This is a genomic window from Pricia mediterranea (assembly GCF_032248455.1).
Taxonomy (GTDB): Bacteria; Bacteroidota; Bacteroidia; order Flavobacteriales; family Flavobacteriaceae; genus Pricia; species Pricia mediterranea.
The window spans coordinates 3,365,564-3,382,346 of sequence record NZ_JAVTTP010000001.1; the positions used below are offsets into that span (position 1 = coordinate 3,365,564).

Annotated in this window: 14 protein-coding genes; 10 read left to right on the forward strand and 4 right to left on the reverse strand. The window is 48.3% G+C overall.

The annotated features are described in order from the left end of the window. Nucleotides 1–55: 55 nt before the first annotated feature. Nucleotides 56–1,282 (reverse strand): peptidase T, encoded by a 1,227-nt coding sequence (gene pepT / locus RQM65_RS13860; protein WP_314015908.1) that lies wholly within the window; start codon nucleotides 1,280–1,282, stop codon nucleotides 56–58. Between the two features lie 165 nt (nucleotides 1,283–1,447). Between pepT and RQM65_RS13865 the strand changes: the two genes are divergently transcribed. The 3 genes from RQM65_RS13865 (at nucleotide 1,448) to RQM65_RS13875 (ending at nucleotide 6,175) form a co-directional block, all read left to right on the forward strand. Then, a complete protein-coding gene (locus tag RQM65_RS13865) occupies nucleotides 1,448–4,306 on the forward strand; it encodes a TonB-dependent receptor (protein ID WP_314015910.1) in 2,859 nt (952 codons plus the stop codon). A gap of 173 nt (nucleotides 4,307–4,479) precedes the next feature. Beyond that, nucleotides 4,480–4,923: a hypothetical protein gene (locus RQM65_RS13870; RefSeq protein ID WP_314015912.1), complete on the forward strand. Its 444-nt coding sequence runs from the start codon at nucleotides 4,480–4,482 to the stop codon at nucleotides 4,921–4,923. Nucleotides 4,924–5,134: 211 nt separating this feature from the next. Continuing rightward, a complete protein-coding gene (locus tag RQM65_RS13875) occupies nucleotides 5,135–6,175 on the forward strand; it encodes a quinone-dependent dihydroorotate dehydrogenase (protein ID WP_314015914.1) in 1,041 nt (346 codons plus the stop codon). 353 nt (nucleotides 6,176–6,528) lie between these two features. Here RQM65_RS13875 and RQM65_RS13880 read toward each other — a convergent pair whose 3' ends face one another. Beyond that, entirely contained in the window at nucleotides 6,529–6,870 is a 342-nt protein-coding gene (locus RQM65_RS13880) for a Dabb family protein (protein ID WP_314015916.1), read from the reverse strand. Nucleotides 6,871–7,043: 173 nt separating this feature from the next. Between RQM65_RS13880 and RQM65_RS13885 the strand changes: the two genes are divergently transcribed. The 7 genes from RQM65_RS13885 (at nucleotide 7,044) to RQM65_RS13915 (ending at nucleotide 14,607) form a co-directional block, all read left to right on the forward strand. Next, nucleotides 7,044–7,664 carry a LysE family translocator gene (locus RQM65_RS13885; protein WP_314015918.1) on the forward strand — a complete coding sequence of 207 codons (621 nt, stop codon included), beginning with the start codon at nucleotides 7,044–7,046 and terminating at the stop codon, nucleotides 7,662–7,664. A gap of 34 nt (nucleotides 7,665–7,698) precedes the next feature. Continuing rightward, nucleotides 7,699–8,577, forward strand: a complete 879-nt coding sequence (locus RQM65_RS13890; protein ID WP_314015919.1) for a hydroxymethylglutaryl-CoA lyase — start codon at nucleotides 7,699–7,701, stop codon at nucleotides 8,575–8,577. A 350-nt stretch (nucleotides 8,578–8,927) separates the two neighbouring features. Further along, the gene (locus tag RQM65_RS13895; protein ID WP_314015921.1) at nucleotides 8,928–9,230 is read left to right on the forward strand and encodes a class I SAM-dependent methyltransferase; all 303 of its coding nucleotides are present in this window, start codon (nucleotides 8,928–8,930) and stop codon (nucleotides 9,228–9,230) included. 250 nt (nucleotides 9,231–9,480) lie between these two features. Then, nucleotides 9,481–10,785 carry a PepSY-associated TM helix domain-containing protein gene (locus RQM65_RS13900; RefSeq protein ID WP_314015923.1) on the forward strand — a complete coding sequence of 435 codons (1,305 nt, stop codon included), beginning with the start codon at nucleotides 9,481–9,483 and terminating at the stop codon, nucleotides 10,783–10,785. Nucleotides 10,786–11,082: 297 nt separating this feature from the next. Next, on the forward strand, nucleotides 11,083–12,357 hold the full coding sequence (locus tag RQM65_RS13905) for a ribonucleotide-diphosphate reductase subunit beta (protein ID WP_314015924.1): 1,275 nt from the start codon (nucleotides 11,083–11,085) through the stop codon (nucleotides 12,355–12,357). Then, nucleotides 12,358–14,145, forward strand: a complete 1,788-nt coding sequence (locus RQM65_RS13910) for a ribonucleoside-diphosphate reductase subunit alpha (RefSeq protein WP_314015926.1) — start codon at nucleotides 12,358–12,360, stop codon at nucleotides 14,143–14,145. It abuts the gene before it with no gap. Nucleotides 14,146–14,358: 213 nt separating this feature from the next. After that, entirely contained in the window at nucleotides 14,359–14,607 is a 249-nt protein-coding gene (locus tag RQM65_RS13915; protein WP_314015928.1) for a hypothetical protein, read from the forward strand. Nucleotides 14,608–14,781: 174 nt separating this feature from the next. On the opposite strand, the gene RQM65_RS13920 is transcribed toward RQM65_RS13915, so the two are convergent. Both RQM65_RS13920 and RQM65_RS13925 read right to left on the reverse strand, forming a co-directional pair. Continuing rightward, nucleotides 14,782–15,582, reverse strand: a complete 801-nt coding sequence (locus tag RQM65_RS13920) for a DUF1206 domain-containing protein (protein ID WP_314015930.1) — start codon at nucleotides 15,580–15,582, stop codon at nucleotides 14,782–14,784. A 35-nt stretch (nucleotides 15,583–15,617) separates the two neighbouring features. Then, a complete protein-coding gene (locus RQM65_RS13925; RefSeq protein WP_314015934.1) occupies nucleotides 15,618–16,562 on the reverse strand; it encodes a CHAD domain-containing protein in 945 nt (314 codons plus the stop codon). Nucleotides 16,563–16,783: the final 221 nt, after the last annotated feature.

Genomic DNA, 16,783 nt, shown 5'->3' on the forward strand with positions numbered 1-16,783 from the left:
AGTTTAGGGTATTGAACCCAATTAAGATTTTTCGTTTACCGTCGTATGAAATTGTTTATCTGTTTGCCGCTACCAGCTCACAAATTTTGACGATGACCTCCACTGCCTTCTGCATGCTTTCGACAGGCACATACTCGTATTTTCCGTGAAAATGGTGACCGCCGGCAAAGATATTGGGGCAGGGCAGTCCCATATAACTTAACTGCGAACCATCGGTGCCGCCGCGAATAGGTTTGATAATCGGGGCTACGCCTACGGCCTCCATGGCCTTTTTGGCGATGCCGACGATATGCATGACGGGTTCGATTCTTTGCCGCATGTTATAATATTGGTCCTCCAGCTCCAAAACGATGCAATCCCCGTGTATTCGGTTAAGCTTCGAGGTAATGTCCCGGAGTAGCTGTTTGCGTTCTTCAAATTGGGCCGCATCGTGGTCGCGAATGATCATTTCGAATTCCGCGTGCTCGATTTCGCCCTTGAGATGGTCCACGTGAAAGAAGCCCTGCCGTCCCTCGGTGTGCTGTGGCGTTTCCTCGGGCGGCAAAATCTCCAGGAATTCCGTAGCGATACTGATGGCATTGACCATTTTATTCTTGGCGTAGCCAGGGTGCACACTTTTTCCCGTAATGCCGACCTTGGCCTTTGCGGCATTAAAATTTTCGTATTCCAGTTCCCCGATCTGGCTGCCGTCCATGGTGTAGGCCCATTCCGCCCCGAAGGTATCCACATCGAAATGGTGGGCGCCGCGTCCTATTTCCTCATCTGGGGTGAAGCCTATCCTGATCTTGCCGTGTTTGATTTCGGGGTTGTCGATCAGGTATTCCATGGCCGTCACGATTTCGGTGATCCCCGCTTTATCATCGGCACCTAAAAGGGTGGTGCCATCCGTGGTGATCAGGGTCTGGCCTTTATACTGCAGTAAATCCTCAAAATAATCGGGAGAGAGCACAATGTCGTCCAGCGCATTGAGTACGATATCCTTACCGTCGTAGTTCTCGATGATCTGGGGATTGACGTCCGTTCCCGTAAAATCGGGTGAGGTATCAAAATGGGATATGAAACCGATAACCGGCACTTCTTCGTCAATATTGCTGGGCAAAGTGGCCATCACGTAGGCATTGTCGTCGATGGATACGTCTTCCAATCCGATTTCCTGAAGTTCTTCGACCAGTTCCTCCGCGAAAAGCCATTGTTTTTCGGTGCTGGGCGTGGTCTTGGAATTAGGATCACTTTGGGTGTCGATCTTAACGTACTTCAAAAATCGGTCGATGATATGTTGCATGGAAAAATGTTTCGGATAAGGGGCGTAAATGTACGAAATTGAAGCTGTTTACAGCAGTTGCGTTAGGAGGCGTGGGATTCTTTTTAGCCAATTTCCTACTCCGAGGGATAATATTTTCTTAAATTTCACTATCCTATTTAACATTAACTCAAATAAACACACATTATGAAAGCGAAATATTTGATGGTATTGGCGCTATGGATCGGCGGAATCGGTCTGGCAAGCGCACAAGTTACGGGCACCGTCCTAGATGATGAGGGTGTTCCCCTCCCCGGGGCCTCGGTGGTGGTCAAGGGAACAACTACGGGCTCCACGACCGATTTCGATGGAAATTTTTCGATCGAGGCAGAGGTCGGGGACACCCTGGTCGTCTCCTATATCGGCTTTGAGACCCGACAAGTTGCCGCCGAAGCAGGGGAAATGAGCATTCAGCTGACATCGGGCGTGGCCCTATCGGAGGTAGTTATCGTAGGGTCGCGTGCCCCTAACAGGACTGCCATTGAGAGCGCCGTACCGGTCGATGTCATCGATATGACGGAGCTCAACAACGTGGCACCGCAGGTCAACCTGAACCAGATCTTGAACTATGTAGCTCCCTCGTTCACCTCGAATACCCAGACGATCGCTGACGGTACCGATCATATCGATCCCGCTTCCTTGCGCGGACTGGGTCCCGATCAGGTGTTGGTACTGGTCAACGGAAAAAGACGGCATACTTCTTCGTTAATCAATGTCAACGGTACCTTCGGCCGGGGGAGCGTAGGAACGGACCTTAACGCGATTCCCGCGGCCGCCATTCAACGGATCGAGGTATTGCGCGATGGGGCCGCCGCCCAATACGGCTCCGACGCCATTGCGGGGGTCATCAACATCGTACTTAACAAGTCCGTTAACCAACTCAATACCGCGGTGACCACAGGAGCGCATTTTAGCAAAAATGCCAATGACCAGACCGGGGGAGTGGACGGGGAATCGACCAATGTGGCCGCCAGTTTCGGGGTGCCCTTGGGCGATAACGGCGGCTATCTCAACCTTTCGGGAGATTTCGACGTAAGGGAGGATTATAGTAGGATGAAGGAATGGGAAGGGGAAATTTTCAATCAGTACAATGTTGTGGAACGGGTGGCTTCTAACGACGGATACGATATTTCCAATTTGTTGGACGACGATGTAGCCGATGTCATCCAATATGCGAACGAGGCGGGGATTGCCCTGAACGGAGCCACTACCAAGGAAGCACTACAGCCTATTCTCTCCGAGAATGCTACCGAGGCCGAATTGGCGGCCCGGGGCCAAGATCGCAGTGATTACAATATGCGGGTCGGTCAATCCGCCCTGCGCGGGGGTCGTTTTTTTGCGAATTTTGCGCTTCCGTTAGACGACAACGGAACGGAAGTCTACTCCTTTGCGGGACTCAGTTCGCGAACCGGTAACTCCGCCGGTTTTTATCGGTTGCCGAATCAAAGCAGGACCTATACGCCCGCATACCCCGATGGATTTCTCCCGGAAATCAATTCCAATATCAAAGATCAGTCCCTTTCGGTCGGTATAAAAGGAACGGTGGGCAGTTGGGACGTTGACCTGAGCAACACCTACGGCCGTAACGCTTTTATGTACACCATCGGCAATACCTTTAATGCTTCATTGCAAAATGCATCGCCTACGATTTTCGATGCAGGCGGATTTTCCTTTGCCCAGAACACCGCCAATCTTGATGTGACCCAATATTTCGATGAGGTCATGGCCGGTCTGAACATTGCCTTCGGAGCGGAGTACCGAACCGAGAAATATGAGATCGAGGCGGGCGAGCAAGCCTCGTATGCCCAATATACGGAAGCCGGGGAACGCATTACCTTGGCTTCGCAACAACCGGCGCAGGATTTCTTCGGGAATGCCCGTCCGGGGGGGTCACAGGTGTTTCCTGGTTTCGCACCCACCAACGAACTCTCAAGGGAGCGAAGCAGCGTGGCGGGATATGTGGATTTTGAAGCGGATTTTAGCGATGCCTTTTTGGCCAGTTTCGCCGCCCGTTTCGAGAACTACAGCGATTTTGGTTCGACCGTCAACTTTAAGTTGGCGACTAGGTACAAGGTTTCCGAAAACCTGAATCTCAGGGGAGCCGCCAATACAGGGTTTAGGGCACCATCGTTGCACCAGATCAATTTTAATTCCACTTCTACGATTTTCGATAACGAGGGAAATCCCCAGGAAGTCGGTACGTTTGCCAACGACAGTAGGGCCGCCAATCTTTTGGGTATTCCCGATCTAAAGGAAGAAACCTCAAAGAGTGTCAGTTTGGGCCTTACCGCTAAGATTCCCGATGCCAACCTCAGCCTGACCATCGACGGGTACTATGTCGAAATCGAGGATAGGGTTGTCTATACGGGCCAGTTCGAGGGACCTGGCACGGGTACCGAACTCGATAACCTATTGCGCCAGGCCAATGCCACGGCGGCTTCCTTTTTCGCCAATGCCATTGATACGGAATCAAGGGGATTGGATGTTGTGATTACCCACAATGCCAACCTCAGCGATAATTGGAGATTGAAATCCGACTTGGCCGGTACGTTTTCCAGAACCAACCAGATCGGGGATATCAACGCCTCCGAGGTACTGACCAATGCCGGGTTGGTAGATACCTACTTCCCAGAGGACAGTAGGGTATATCTAGAAGAGGCCGTTCCCCGAACGAAAATCAATCTTTCGAACAGTTTGACCTCCGATAGAATCGTTGTCTTTCTAAGGAATGTCTATTTCGGAAAAGTGACCGAAGCGACCACCACCTTAGAGAACCAACAGGTGTTCGACCCACGGGTCGTGACCGATCTGTCCGTCGGCTATAAATTTAACGATGCGCTGACCCTGACCCTAGGTGCGAACAATTTGTTCGATATCTATCCCGAAAGGGCCTTGGAGGAATACGGTAACCGAAGTGGCGGCCGTTTTGATTGGTCGCGCCGTGCACAGCAGTTTGGTGTCGGTGGCCGGTACCTGTTCGCCCGATTGAACCTTGTATTGAAGTAATTGTAGCATTTATAGAAACGAGGACCGTCCGAGAGGGCGGTCTTTTTTGTTCGGGTCCAACCCAGTTTTTACAATCGAAGGTCGAGGCGGACAAAGAATTGGTGCCGATATAATTTTTGTTACGATTTTCTGTTTATATAGGGTAATACGCCCAACCCCGAAAACTACTATCTATGACCCTAAGAATATTTCTGACAACGGCCTTTGCCCTGATTTCATTCTCGGTAGCCGCCCAAACCTGTCGCTTGGATATAGGAGGAAAGGATGTTAAGTCCATCATCGAGGTGTTCCAGCTGAGGGAAACGCAGGTTGTGCTGTTGGATTCCCTAAGGACAGAGCTTTCGGAGGAGACCGGTCGACTTGAGGTACAAATCGAGGAATTGCTGGCCAAACATCCACAAAGTACGGAAGAGGAACTGGTACAATTGGCCGATAAATATAAGGTATTGCAGCAAAGATTGCTTGCGGCCTCCTATGAAAGCGACAAAACATTATTGTCCGCGTTCAATGCCAAGCAATACCAACGCTACCTCGAACTGTGCCGGGCCGCGCTTCGAATGCCCATTGAAGTGACGCCAATGGTTTATGGGGATTCGTCAGACCCGGAACAGCACTAGCGGACGGAATTTCTTTCGTCTTGCCGCAGAAGTAGCCTTCAAGATGTTCTTAGGAAAAGGCATCCTACTAAAATTAGTGTAGTGGAGAAAGTCCGTTCGGGAGATGTGGCGCGGTCGGCTTTATCAGGTCCATCCTGTTAATAAAATCCCCCGCCCCGGATGAAATGCTGGGAGGATAGTTTGTATTTTTAGCCAAACTTCACCAACCTCCATGTATAAAATTCTTGTCCGCCCTTTTCTTTTTCTGTTGGATGCGGAACGGGCCCATCACCTGACCTTTTCGTTGGTCCGTTCCCTCTCCCATCTCGGTTTTGATGGATTTTTTAGGAAGCTGTATTCGATTGAGGATAAACGCTTGGAACGCGAAGTCTTTGGTGTCCGATTTAAAAATCCGGTGGGACTTGCCGCGGGTTTCGATAAGGATGCCAAACTCTACAATGAACTTTCGGATTTCGGGTTCGGGTTTGTGGAAATCGGTACGCTGACCCCCAAACCCCAGGAAGGGAACCCCAAGAAGCGATTGTTCCGATTGAAACCCGATCAGGCCATCATCAATAGGATGGGATTCAACAATCAAGGCGTTTTCGATGCCGTCGAACGTTTGAAAAAAGACCATCGCGTCTTGGTCGGAGGCAACATCGGGAAGAACAAGGTTACGCCCAATGCCGGGGCCGTCACGGATTATCTGATCTGCTTCGACGCCCTGTTTGATTATGTGGATTATTTTGTCGTGAACGTGAGTTCGCCCAATACCCCTGGCCTGCGAGAGCTTCAGGATAAGGAGCCACTGACCGCCCTGTTGCGGCAGCTAAAAGAACGTAATGCGAGTTACGCCCATGAAAAGTCCGTCAAGGAAAAACCGATTCTTTTAAAAATCGCTCCAGATCTGACCGACGAACAGTTGCTTGATATTATCGCCATTGTCGCCGATACCAAAATAGAAGGTGTTATCGCTACCAATACGACCCTATCCCGTGAAGGTCTAAAGTCAGATTTGATACAGACCGAAGAGGCGGGTGGCCTGAGCGGAAAGCCCTTGGCCCATAGAAGTACCGAAGTTATCCGGTTTTTAGCGGAAAAAAGCGGCAAAGCCTTTCCGATTATCGGGGTAGGGGGTATCCACTCCGCCGAAGATGCCCTGGAAAAACTGGATGCCGGCGCGGACCTGGTCCAATTGTACACCGGTTTTATCTATGAGGGACCAAGTTTGGTGAAAAAGATCAATAAGGCGATTTTGAAGAGGTCCAAGTAGGATGCTCGAAAGATTATTGGTGTAAGGTTCAAACGCTACTTTGTAGCTGTTCAAGGTTTGTTGAGGGAGAACCAGGAGCCAAGAACTAAGAACCAGGAGCCAAGAAATAAGAACCAGGAGTCAAGAGCCAAGAACTAAGAATCAAGAGTTAGGGGTACGAGAGTCTTGAGTCAAGGGCGGGAAACAATTCAAGGATCAATCGCTGCTTCGTACTGTTCAAGGTTGAAATCGCTTGCTTGCTTAAAGCTTAAAGCTTAAAGCTCAAAGCTCAAAGCCCAAATCTTGAACCTTGAGCGTTGAACCCGAAAAAGGCGGTCTTGAACCTTAAATCTCAAACCAGTCAGTCCGCTGGCTTAGTCTTTTCTGGACCAATAATCCAGAACGAGTACATCCTCCAAATGCGGTCCTAGAATCTCGCCGAAGGCTTTATGGTCTGGGTGCGGCAGGTAAACTCCGCGGTCTGCCTCACTATCAAAGGTCAGAAAAAAGACGTGGGTAAACCCTTTGTCGAGTCCCTCGGGACTGTTGTTGGTGCCCCATTCGTAGGAAGCGATCTGGGGAATTTTTGAAGGCAGGGCACTAAAGGCTTCCTGAACCTTGCGGATATCATCCTGTGTAGCGGTTTCCTTAAATTTGAACATGACGACATGGCGTAAAACGCTGTCCTGTTGCACGGTCGGTTTGGTTCTATCCATGGTTGAATCCTTTGTCTTGAAAGAAAACAAAGTTAGGGAGAGCAAAGCAAGAAATAAAGCGGTGACTTGATAGAAAGGTTTCATAATTTCAATTGTTTCCGCCAATATATAAAAAAGTACGGTTATTTTGCACTTGATACATGAACTTGACTCTTGCACTTGAAAATTGAACCTTGGAAACCCTCTACGCCTTTAGCCTCGCAACGGCCGCCTTGGCCATTTCTCCCGGTCCCGACAATATTTATGTGCTGACGCAGAGCCTGGCCAACGGCAAGAAATATGGACTGGCTACTACTGGGGGACTCATCTCGGGCTGTTTGGTTCATACGACCTTATTGGCTTTTGGGATATCGGTTATCATTCGGGAAAGTGGAAATCTTTTCTTGGGCATCAAGATCCTAGGGGGGGGCTATCTGCTTTATTTGGCTTTTCAGGTGTACCGGAGTCCCGCTGCCTTATCGCTCTCTGGAGGAGAAGTAGCCAAAAAAGGGTTGTGGCAACTTTTTAAAAGGGGGTTTATCATGAACGTGCTCAACCCCAAGGTTACCATTTTCTTTTTGGCGTTTTTCCCAGGCTTTTTGTTCAGTGATACCTTGGGCACGGTCATCCAATTCTATGTATTGGGATTGCTTTTTATGCTTGTATCGGGACTCATTTTTAGCGGGATAGCCCTGCTCTCGGGAACTATTTCGGAGTTTATCGTCCACAACAAAAATGTCGGTCACGTGTTGAAATGGTTGCAGATTACCGTGTTCATCGGTATCGCCCTGTACCTCTTGCTATCGGATAAATAATGGTACATTTGGAACTCCCATTTGCAAGTTGGCCATGAACGAAACTCCATCCAGAAAAGTGAAACTCATCGAATGTCCCCGTGACGCCATGCAAGGCATCAAGGAGTTTATTCCCACCGCGGAAAAAGTGAAGTACATTCAGGCCCTATCGAGTTGCGGATTCGATACCATCGATTTCGGAAGTTTTGTTTCCCCTAAGGCCATTCCCCAAATGGTCGATACCGCCGAAGTGCTGGCGCAATTGGACCTCTCAAAATCAAAAAGCAAATTATTGGCCATTGTAGCCAATGTTCGAGGGGCAAGGGATGCATCCCAACATCCGGAAATCGATTATTTGGGCTATCCTTTTTCTATTTCGGAGAACTTTCAGATGCGGAATACCCACAAGACGATTGCGGAATCGGTTGATATCCTCCAAGAAATACTGGATATCGGTGCAGCCACAGACAAGGAAACGGTGACCTATATTTCCATGGGGTTCGGCAATCCTTACGGTGATCCCTGGGATGTGGATATTGTAGGGGAGTGGACGGAAAAGTTGGCCGGGATGGGGGTGCGTATCCTCTCACTTTCCGATACAGTAGGAACATCGACCCCCGAGAATATCGATTACCTTTTTTCGCACTTGATTCCCAAATACCCCGATATCGAATTCGGGGCGCACCTGCATACCACCCCAAGCCAATGGCACGAAAAAGTGGATGCCGCATACCGGGCAGGATGTCGGCGTTTTGATGGTGCGGTACAGGGTTTTGGGGGCTGTCCCATGGCCAAGGATGAACTCACGGGCAACATGCCCACCGAAAAACTACTGAGTTACCTGACCGCTGCAAAAGCGGATTCAGGGGTCAACTGGATGGTCTTCGAGGCGGCCTACAACAAGGCTACGGAGCTGTTTTCGCGATTTCATTAGCTCTTTCAATAACAATCCATTCCCAGCTGTTCGTTATGCTCGAATTCACTTAGGGTAGTGTTTAGACTATAAAATCAGGTTCACTGCCTTGATGAACGGAAGGGGTTGCGGGGCTATCCGGCCTTCGAGTATGCCCTGTTAAACTAAAAAAGAGCCCTGTCCGTCTTGGCAAGCTGGCTTTGGGGTCTGTAAAGACCCAGTTTGGAAAGGTTCGGTCAAGCGAAGAAAATTTTAAGTTTGAGGTCGTTTATGTTGGTCGGGGCCGGTAAAACCATTGAGGTACTATCGGCCCTTTTTTGTAATTTTCCTTGACCGACGGACAATGATATACTTATTTAAAATAATGAAATGTGAAAGATTCATGGTTGAATAAATGGAACCAACGCTTTGCCAAAGAGGGATACACCTATGGCAAGGACCCCAATGTCTACCTGCGCGAGCAACTGACGACCCTACCGCCCGGCAAAATTCTTTTTCCTGCCGAGGGCGAAGGTCGCAACGCCGTTTTTGCCGCCAAGCTGGGCTGGGAGGTATCCGCTTTCGATATCAGTGTGGAAGGGAAGAAAAAGGCATTAAAGTTGGCCGAGGCCGAAGGGGTAACCATCGATTATCAAGTCGGCACCTTGGATGCCGTTAGCTTTAAAAGATCCTAGCAAACACTCATGATCCTAGCAAACAAAAAATTTACCGCAAAGTAAACATGCCATATCGTATTTGGATGGCAGCGTGCCATCAAATTAGTGGGTGCCTATGGGCAGGCGAGCGACTTGCATTTGACCTTTCCGTCCGATGCTAAATGGCAGGTTTGGGCGAAGCTGATTTCCAACAAGAATTTTTACCGGGCCATTGGGCAAATGATTATAGTTGCGTACGTTTGCCGCTTGTTTGATCCAGGAAACTCTAATGGAGCTAAAGAAAAAGACATTCTTTAAAATTCACAGCTGGATCGGCATCAACCTCGGCATCCTCTTTTTTATCGTCTGTTTTTCTGGTACCATGGCTACGTTGAGCCGTGAAATGGACTGGCTGGCCAATCCTGCGGCCAGGGCTTCGCCCCAAAACGAATTGGCATCGAGGAATGCGGTTATGGTGAATTTCCGCCAAGCCTATCCCGAAGCCGAGATTACCCGCTGGATACGTCCGGAGGAGCCCTACCTCTGCGACATCCTTTATAAAACGGAAGGAGGGATCGAGAGCTATATTTTTGCCAATCCCTATACCGGAAAAATTCAAGGTGAGGCAGGCATTACCTTTCAGCGTTTTTTTAGGGATTTTCATTACTTCCTGTTCATTCCTTTTGAAATAGGACATTTTACCGTTCTGTTTTTCGCGTTTTTATTGCTGGTTTCGGTGATAACCGCCTTGTTTTTTTATAAAAACTGGTGGCGTAAAATGTTCAAGTTACAGACCGGAAAGGGCGTTTTGGTCCTCTTTAGGAGCCTACACAGACTGGTCGGGGTCTGGTCCGTTCCCTTCACCTTGATTTTTTCGGTTACGGGCATCTGGTATTTTATGGAACGTGCCAACGTTGCGGGAATCAATGATACGGCCGACCCCGACCCCCAAGAGGTAGTCGATGTCCAATACGAGGGGTCCGACCTGCCAAAAACCTCTGATTTGGACTATGACCGTGCTATAGGCATCGCGGAAAGGGCGGTTCCCCAATTAAAGGTCGGCACGCTTTACGTCGGCGAAGAAACGGGAGGTAGTATTTACCTGACCGGTCACAGCGATGTACCGCTGGTGCGCCAACGCGCCAACCGGGTTTATATAGACCCCACCACCTACGGGGTACTGGAAACCCGAAAAGCGACAAAAATCGGTACCGTCACTTACCTGAACGATATCGCCGACCCCATCCATTTCGGAAATTGGGGCGGACTGACCACTAAAATCATCTGGTTCGTTTTAGGCCTAGCAATTTCGTCACTTATAGCAACGGGGATCTGGATTGCCGTGAAGAGAAAGGTCCAAAAGCGGAAAAAAACCAAAAAGAAGGTCATGGGGGTGTGGGGGTATATCAACTGCGCGGTGTACTTGATCATGATGGGCTGTATGTACTACAGCCTGATCGATGAATATCGGGCCTCCACCACGGCCATTTTCCTCATCAGTTTGGGATGGACATTTTTTTTGCTTCTTGCGTACTACATCTTCGTTGTCCGAATGAAAGTTGCCGTTCACCGAATAGCTTCCTCAAAGCCTTAAGAGACACATAGGGATTGTGCTCAAATGCTTAGGATATCGAAGCGGATCGTCTACAAACACCGGCTTAAGTGTAAATGATTACATATTCCTTTTATAAAAATTTTACTACAAATACAAGATAAACCACGGAAACTTTTATTTGAAATTATTAGCCGTCACAAACCCCCGTTCCACCTACGAAATCCCCCCATTGTTGATAACCCTGTGGAAAAACTTCGGACCTTTTGAATTGTATCAAGGGAATAAAACTTGATCTTTATACTCGCTTCGTTCATAAACATTTTAATGCTATCAGCTATGGAAATTACCCAAGTCATTAAACGGGATTTTACGACCAAAACCTTTCACTTGCACAAGGTGACCAATGCCATCCTAAAGGCTATGACCGCCGTTGAGCTTGGGGGCGTTGCCGACGCCGAACGGGTTTCGGAAAAAGTGTACACGGGACTGCTCGAACGTAAAAAAGCCGACGCCGGCTACGTACCTACGGTAGAAGAGGTGCAAGATTTTGTAGAGAAGGCCCTTATGGAAACCGGATTTTTCGAAGTGGCCAAGGCGTACATTCTCTACCGAAACGACCAAGCCCAAAAACGCAAGAGCAATATCTTCGAGAAGCGGATCAACCTGAAGCCGTACGAGTATCCGGGGCTTTACGAATATGTGCCTGCTATCCGACATTCGTATTGGATCCATACCGAATTTAACTTTACCAGTGACATACAGGATTTTAAGACCCGGCTCACCGAGACGGAGCGCAGTGCCATAAAGAACACGATGCTCGCCATCTCACAGATCGAAGTGGCGGTGAAGAGTTTCTGGGGCGACATCTACCACAAAATGCCCAAGCCCGAAATCGGTTCAGTGGGAGCTACCTTTGCGGAAAGTGAGGTCCGACATGCCGACGCCTACTCCCATCTGCTGGAGATTCTGGGATTGAATCAGGAATTCAAGAACCTCAAGAAAAAACCGGTGATCATGAAGCGGGTGCAGTATTTGGAAACCGCCCTGAAAAACGCCAGAAGTGAGGATAACAGGGAGTATGCGGAATCCATTTTGCTCTTTTCCCTCTTTATCGAGCACGTTTCACTCTTTTCGCAATTCTTAATCATCATGGCCTTTAACAAACATAAAAATATGTTGAAGGGTATTTCGAATGTGGTCGAGGCGACTTCCAAAGAAGAACAGATTCATGGCGATTTCGGTATTGACATCATCAAGATCATCAAAAACGAGAACCCCGATTGGTTCGATAGGGACCATGCCCGGATGATTCAGCAAATGTGTGTTGACGCCTTTGAGGCGGAAAGCAAAATTGTCGATTGGATCTTTGAAAAGGGCGAGCTCGATTTCTTGCCCAAGAACCTGGTCAATGAATTCATAAAGAACCGGTTCAACAATTCACTCACCAGTATCGGTATCGAAAAGACCTTCGAGATAGACGAAGCGCTTTTAAGCCAGACGGAGTGGTTCGACGATGAGATTATTGGCACCAAACACGGTGACTTCTTCGTGAAACGCTCCATTAATTATAGCAAAAGAACCCAAAGTATAACCAGTGATGACCTTTTTTAAATGAACGATCCAAAGACTACATTAGACGCACCGACAGTATCAATCTCTAAGGGCGACCAGCTTGTTAACGCAAGAAAAGCGGCCATCAAGAGCCATAGGCCGCAAGACCAAGGCGGCTTTGAATGGTTGACCGACCACAGCCGTAATTTCTTGGCCTCGGGCTATTTGACCGAAGGGGTGAGCCCGGAACAACGTATCCGGGAAATAGCCGATAGGGCGGAACAACTTTTGGACATGCCCGGATTTTCCGATAAATTTTACGGCTATATGTCCGAGGGATTCTTTTCCCTGGCCTCCCCTGTATGGTCCAATTTCGGAAAGGAAAGGGGACTGCCCATCAGCTGCTTCGGATCACACGTTGACGATGACATGGGCAACATTCTATTCACCCAGTCCGAGGTCGGCATGATGTCTAAATTGGGCGGTGGTACTTCCGGATATTTCGGCAAGATCCGTCCCCGTGGGGCCGCGGTAAAGAATAACGGACAGGCCTCGGGGTCGGTCCACATTATGCAGCTCTTCGAGTCGATGGTCGATGTCGTGAGCCAAGGTTCGGTTCGCCGCGGTCGGTTTTCGCCGTACCTTCCCATCGAGCACCAGGACATTCTGGAGTTTCTCGAAATCGGTACCGAAGGAAATCCCATCCAGGAACTTACCCACGGCGTCACGGTTACCGATGCCTGGATGAAGGAGATGATCGATGGAGATGGGGCCAAACGCGCTATTTGGGCCAAGGTATTGCAACGTAGGGGAGAGATGGGCTATCCGTATATCTTCTTTAAGGACAATGCCAACAATGCCGCTGCAGATGTGTACCGGGACAACAACCACACCGTGTATGCGAGCAACCTCTGTACTGAAATTATGCTGCCCTCCAACGACCAGTGGTCCTTCGTATGTGTACTGTCGTCCGTAAATGTGCTGCACTACGATAAGTGGAAAAATACCGACGCGGTGGAGACCATGGTACATTTTCTCGATGCAGTGATTACCGAGTTCATAGAAAAACTGGAACGCTACCGGGATTCCGAAAGTCGCGAAGATAGGCAGACCTTCCTATTTATGGAGCGTGCCTACAATTTTGCCAAGGATAACCGGGCCTTGGGCCTCGGGGTCTTGGGATGGCACTCGTTGCTGCAATCCAAGAAACTGGCCTTCAACAGCCAGGAAGCCTATAACCTGAACAGTGAAATTTTCGAGGGTATTAAACAACGCTCGTACAGGGCGTCCGAAGCATTGGCGAAAAAATTCGGCGAGCCGGCCGTGCTCAAAGGTTATGGAAGGCGTAACGCCACCTTGAACGCAGTTGCCCCGACCACTTCGTCCGCATTCATTTTGGGACAGGTATCCCAAGGGATAGAACCCATCTGGTCGAACGTCTATGTGAAGGATATTGCCAAGGTAAAGACCACTATCCGGAATCCGTTTTTGGAGGAACTCTTAGAAGAAAAAGGGCAGAACACCCCCCAAGTCTGGCGAAGTATTAGGGATAGGGACGGTTCTGTACAGCATTTGGACTTCCTTACGGACAATGAAAAAGAGGTTTTTAAAACCTATTCCGAGATAGATCAGATGGATATCATCTATCAGGCGGCGAACCGGCAGAACCATATCGACCAAGGGCAATCGGTCAACATCATCGTGCATCCCGATATGCCGGTCAAGGAAATCAACAAGATACATGTCACTGCTTGGAAGCTGGGATTGAAATCCCTTTATTATCAGCACAGTATGAACGCTGCCCAAAAATTCAAACAGAAAAAGGATTGCGCCAGCTGTGAAGCCTAGATATTGATAGCGGGTATAACAATTTACCGATCACATAGCGCGTTTCGCCCTTGCAAGGGTGTGAGGCGCTTTGGTTTTGGTACAAATACGGTGTACTGATTCGATGAATACAATTTTAAACCAATCTAAATATAAATAACTGGTTATCAATTATTTATATTGCTTCTAAGTTTATCTCCACGTATATTTGATATGAACTTAAAAAAGAAGATCATGTCCATACGATTAGCAAATAACTGTAGCAACTGCGAGAATTTAATGGAGGGCAGTGTGTGCAAGGTACACGGCGTTAAGGTAAGCAACAGCTATACCTGTGATAGTTTTGATATGAAGGCGGCCCTTAAGGACGACCGTAACTGCGTTACCTGTGTGCGCTATGAAACCAGTGACTGCGCCAATCCGCAGAAAGCCGCGCCCGGCATGCTGTGTTCGCATTGGGCTCCGCAGAATGCCAGTGCCTAGTCCCGTTTAGGGAACTAAATTTAAAAAAATCGACTCTCATCGTGAGAGTCGATTTTTTTTGACCACAGCTCTTAAAAATCCGTAATTCCGATTAGAATTGGACTTCGAAAAAACTTTTGTCCTGAGTGTATGGTATCCGGATCAACTTGATATTGGCGATATGAACTCGTAATTTCATCTGCCGGAGGCATCCTTGAACTTGCGATATTTCGCCATTATAAACATGTAGGCCCCATAACAGATCAGTCCTAAAGCGACCAGGCCCATTAACCAAGGGCCGGAACTTTCCTGCAGAAAGGAAAAAGCCTCGGCGGTACCCTTTACGTCTTCGGACCCGGCACCGTCTGCAGCCCTAAAGAAGAAATAGGATACGATACCGACTACTACTCCTCTCGAAATCAATCCCGCGTATCCGAGCCATTTGATCGTTTTTCTCGTATCGATGTTCGAGTAACTTTCCAAATAAAATTTGTCCAGGAAATCCCCTTTATATGCTTTTACGAATTGAAAGACGGATTTGATGGCCAGACCGATGGCAATCGCATAAAATACATACGGCACTACCTCTTGTGGCAGCATTGAGCTAGCGCCGCCGCCACCTCCGCTTTGCTGACCTCCCCCAGTATCCCTGAATATCTGAAACGCCGAAAAACCGGCGAGTCCGAGATATACCAGCCCACTAAAGAAAAAGCCGACACGTTTCCCCTTGCCTTTGGCATCCGAGCCTATGTTCTCGGGGTCTTTGATGCTTTGATAAAAACGCCAAAAAGCATAGCACAGTAGCCCCAACGCCAGCACACCGAGGATCACGTTGCCAAAAGGTTGATTTTGCAGAAACTCCAAAACGCCGAGCTTTCCCTTACTTTGACTTCCCAAGCCGGCGGCGGCCCCAAAGGCCAGTATGCCCGTAATGGCATATACGGCTCCTTTTGAGATATATCCGGCCCGGGCAGTTTGCTTAACGCGTTTGTCCATCTTGATTTTGGTTTATTTTTAAAATATTAGGTAAGCTACTTGCTTAATTTCAGTTTTTCGGACGGCAGCATCTGCTGTGCGCTCTCCGCCTCATGGGCGTCCCAGGCCGTCTCGATGTATTTTCTGAAATGTTTGGGCTTTAAGCTGAATACTTTTTTAGCCAACAGCTTGGCATGTTGTTGCACCTGCTCCCGATGGCCTTCGATCAATGTATTCATCAGATATACCCCATTATCCTTATTGTCCATATCGGCATTGTTGCGTAAAAACACCGAAAGTTGGTACAGCCCTTCGGAGGTTACCAATAACTGGCTCAACTTTTCAAGCTCGGATTTCAAGGGGTCGACGATGTCCGGCCAAATCTCCCGCAACATTCCCATTTGAATACTCAGGTAGTTCGTTCTTTTCTGAAGCTCGTGGAAGTCCTCATGCGCCTGGGAATCGGATAATTTTTCTTGCGCTTTCCTACCGCGTTTATAGACTCTTTTTAATCCCGATAAAACGGTATTACGAGAAATAGGATTAGAGATGTCGTCTTTCAGCACTTCGCATTGATCCTGTAGGTTTTGGTGCATTTCCTGAAAGATATGGTCCTCGTTCAGCGCTGTTTCTATCTGCTGTCGCCTGTGTTCATCTAATTTGTCTTGCAGGTCCGTAAATGCATTCTTGTACAAGCGGTCGCTGTATTGCTCGTTGATGAGGGCAACGGCCTTTGCCATGGCTATCGATTGCTGCACGTTCAGTACTTTCTTGGCCTCGTCACGATAGAACTCATTCTCTTTTTTATAGTTTTTGTAATCGTCCCTTACCAAGCGAAGGGCGGCCCTGATTGTCTTATAGTTGTCCCGAAGCTGGGGAACCGCCTCTTCAAATTCCTCTACATTTTCCGTTTTCAAAAGTTTTAAGGATTTTTTACACGCTTTGTCGGTGGTTTTGGATAGGCTGTCAAATATCCAATGTGTTTTTTCAAGTTGGTTCATAGTATCTATATTTTAAAGTTTAAACCGAGGGAAAATAAAATTATAATCCGATGGGATACGTCACTATCGCAATTAATTTTGCCCCTAATGCAAATTATATATCATTGATTATGAAACGGTACAGCTATTTTCTACGGGTGGAACGCCTTTGTTTGCGGGATGTTCCAATACGCGTTTTAGGATGGGTCAGATACGGGATACTCTTTGCATTGGTATCATTG

What these genes read in the sequence shown, in the direction of transcription:
- RQM65_RS13915 (WP_314015928.1), top strand. Translation starts at nt 14,359, where the DNA reads ATGTCCATACGATTAGCAAATAACTGTAGCAACTGCGAGAATTTAATG.
- RQM65_RS13890 (WP_314015919.1), top strand. Translation starts at nt 7,699, where the DNA reads ATGAACGAAACTCCATCCAGAAAAGTGAAACTCATCGAATGTCCCCGT.
- RQM65_RS13900 (WP_314015923.1), top strand. Translation starts at nt 9,481, where the DNA reads ATGGAGCTAAAGAAAAAGACATTCTTTAAAATTCACAGCTGGATCGGC.
- RQM65_RS13865 (WP_314015910.1), top strand. Translation starts at nt 1,448, where the DNA reads ATGAAAGCGAAATATTTGATGGTATTGGCGCTATGGATCGGCGGAATC.
- pepT (WP_314015908.1), bottom strand. Translation starts at nt 1,282, where the DNA reads ATGCAACATATCATCGACCGATTTTTGAAGTACGTTAAGATCGACACC.
- RQM65_RS13880 (WP_314015916.1), bottom strand. Translation starts at nt 6,870, where the DNA reads ATGGATAGAACCAAACCGACCGTGCAACAGGACAGCGTTTTACGCCAT.
- RQM65_RS13910 (WP_314015926.1), top strand. Translation starts at nt 12,358, where the DNA reads ATGAACGATCCAAAGACTACATTAGACGCACCGACAGTATCAATCTCT.
- RQM65_RS13905 (WP_314015924.1), top strand. Translation starts at nt 11,083, where the DNA reads ATGGAAATTACCCAAGTCATTAAACGGGATTTTACGACCAAAACCTTT.
- RQM65_RS13920 (WP_314015930.1), bottom strand. Translation starts at nt 15,582, where the DNA reads ATGGACAAACGCGTTAAGCAAACTGCCCGGGCCGGATATATCTCAAAA.
- RQM65_RS13875 (WP_314015914.1), top strand. Translation starts at nt 5,135, where the DNA reads ATGTATAAAATTCTTGTCCGCCCTTTTCTTTTTCTGTTGGATGCGGAA.
- RQM65_RS13870 (WP_314015912.1), top strand. Translation starts at nt 4,480, where the DNA reads ATGACCCTAAGAATATTTCTGACAACGGCCTTTGCCCTGATTTCATTC.
- RQM65_RS13925 (WP_314015934.1), bottom strand. Translation starts at nt 16,562, where the DNA reads ATGAACCAACTTGAAAAAACACATTGGATATTTGACAGCCTATCCAAA.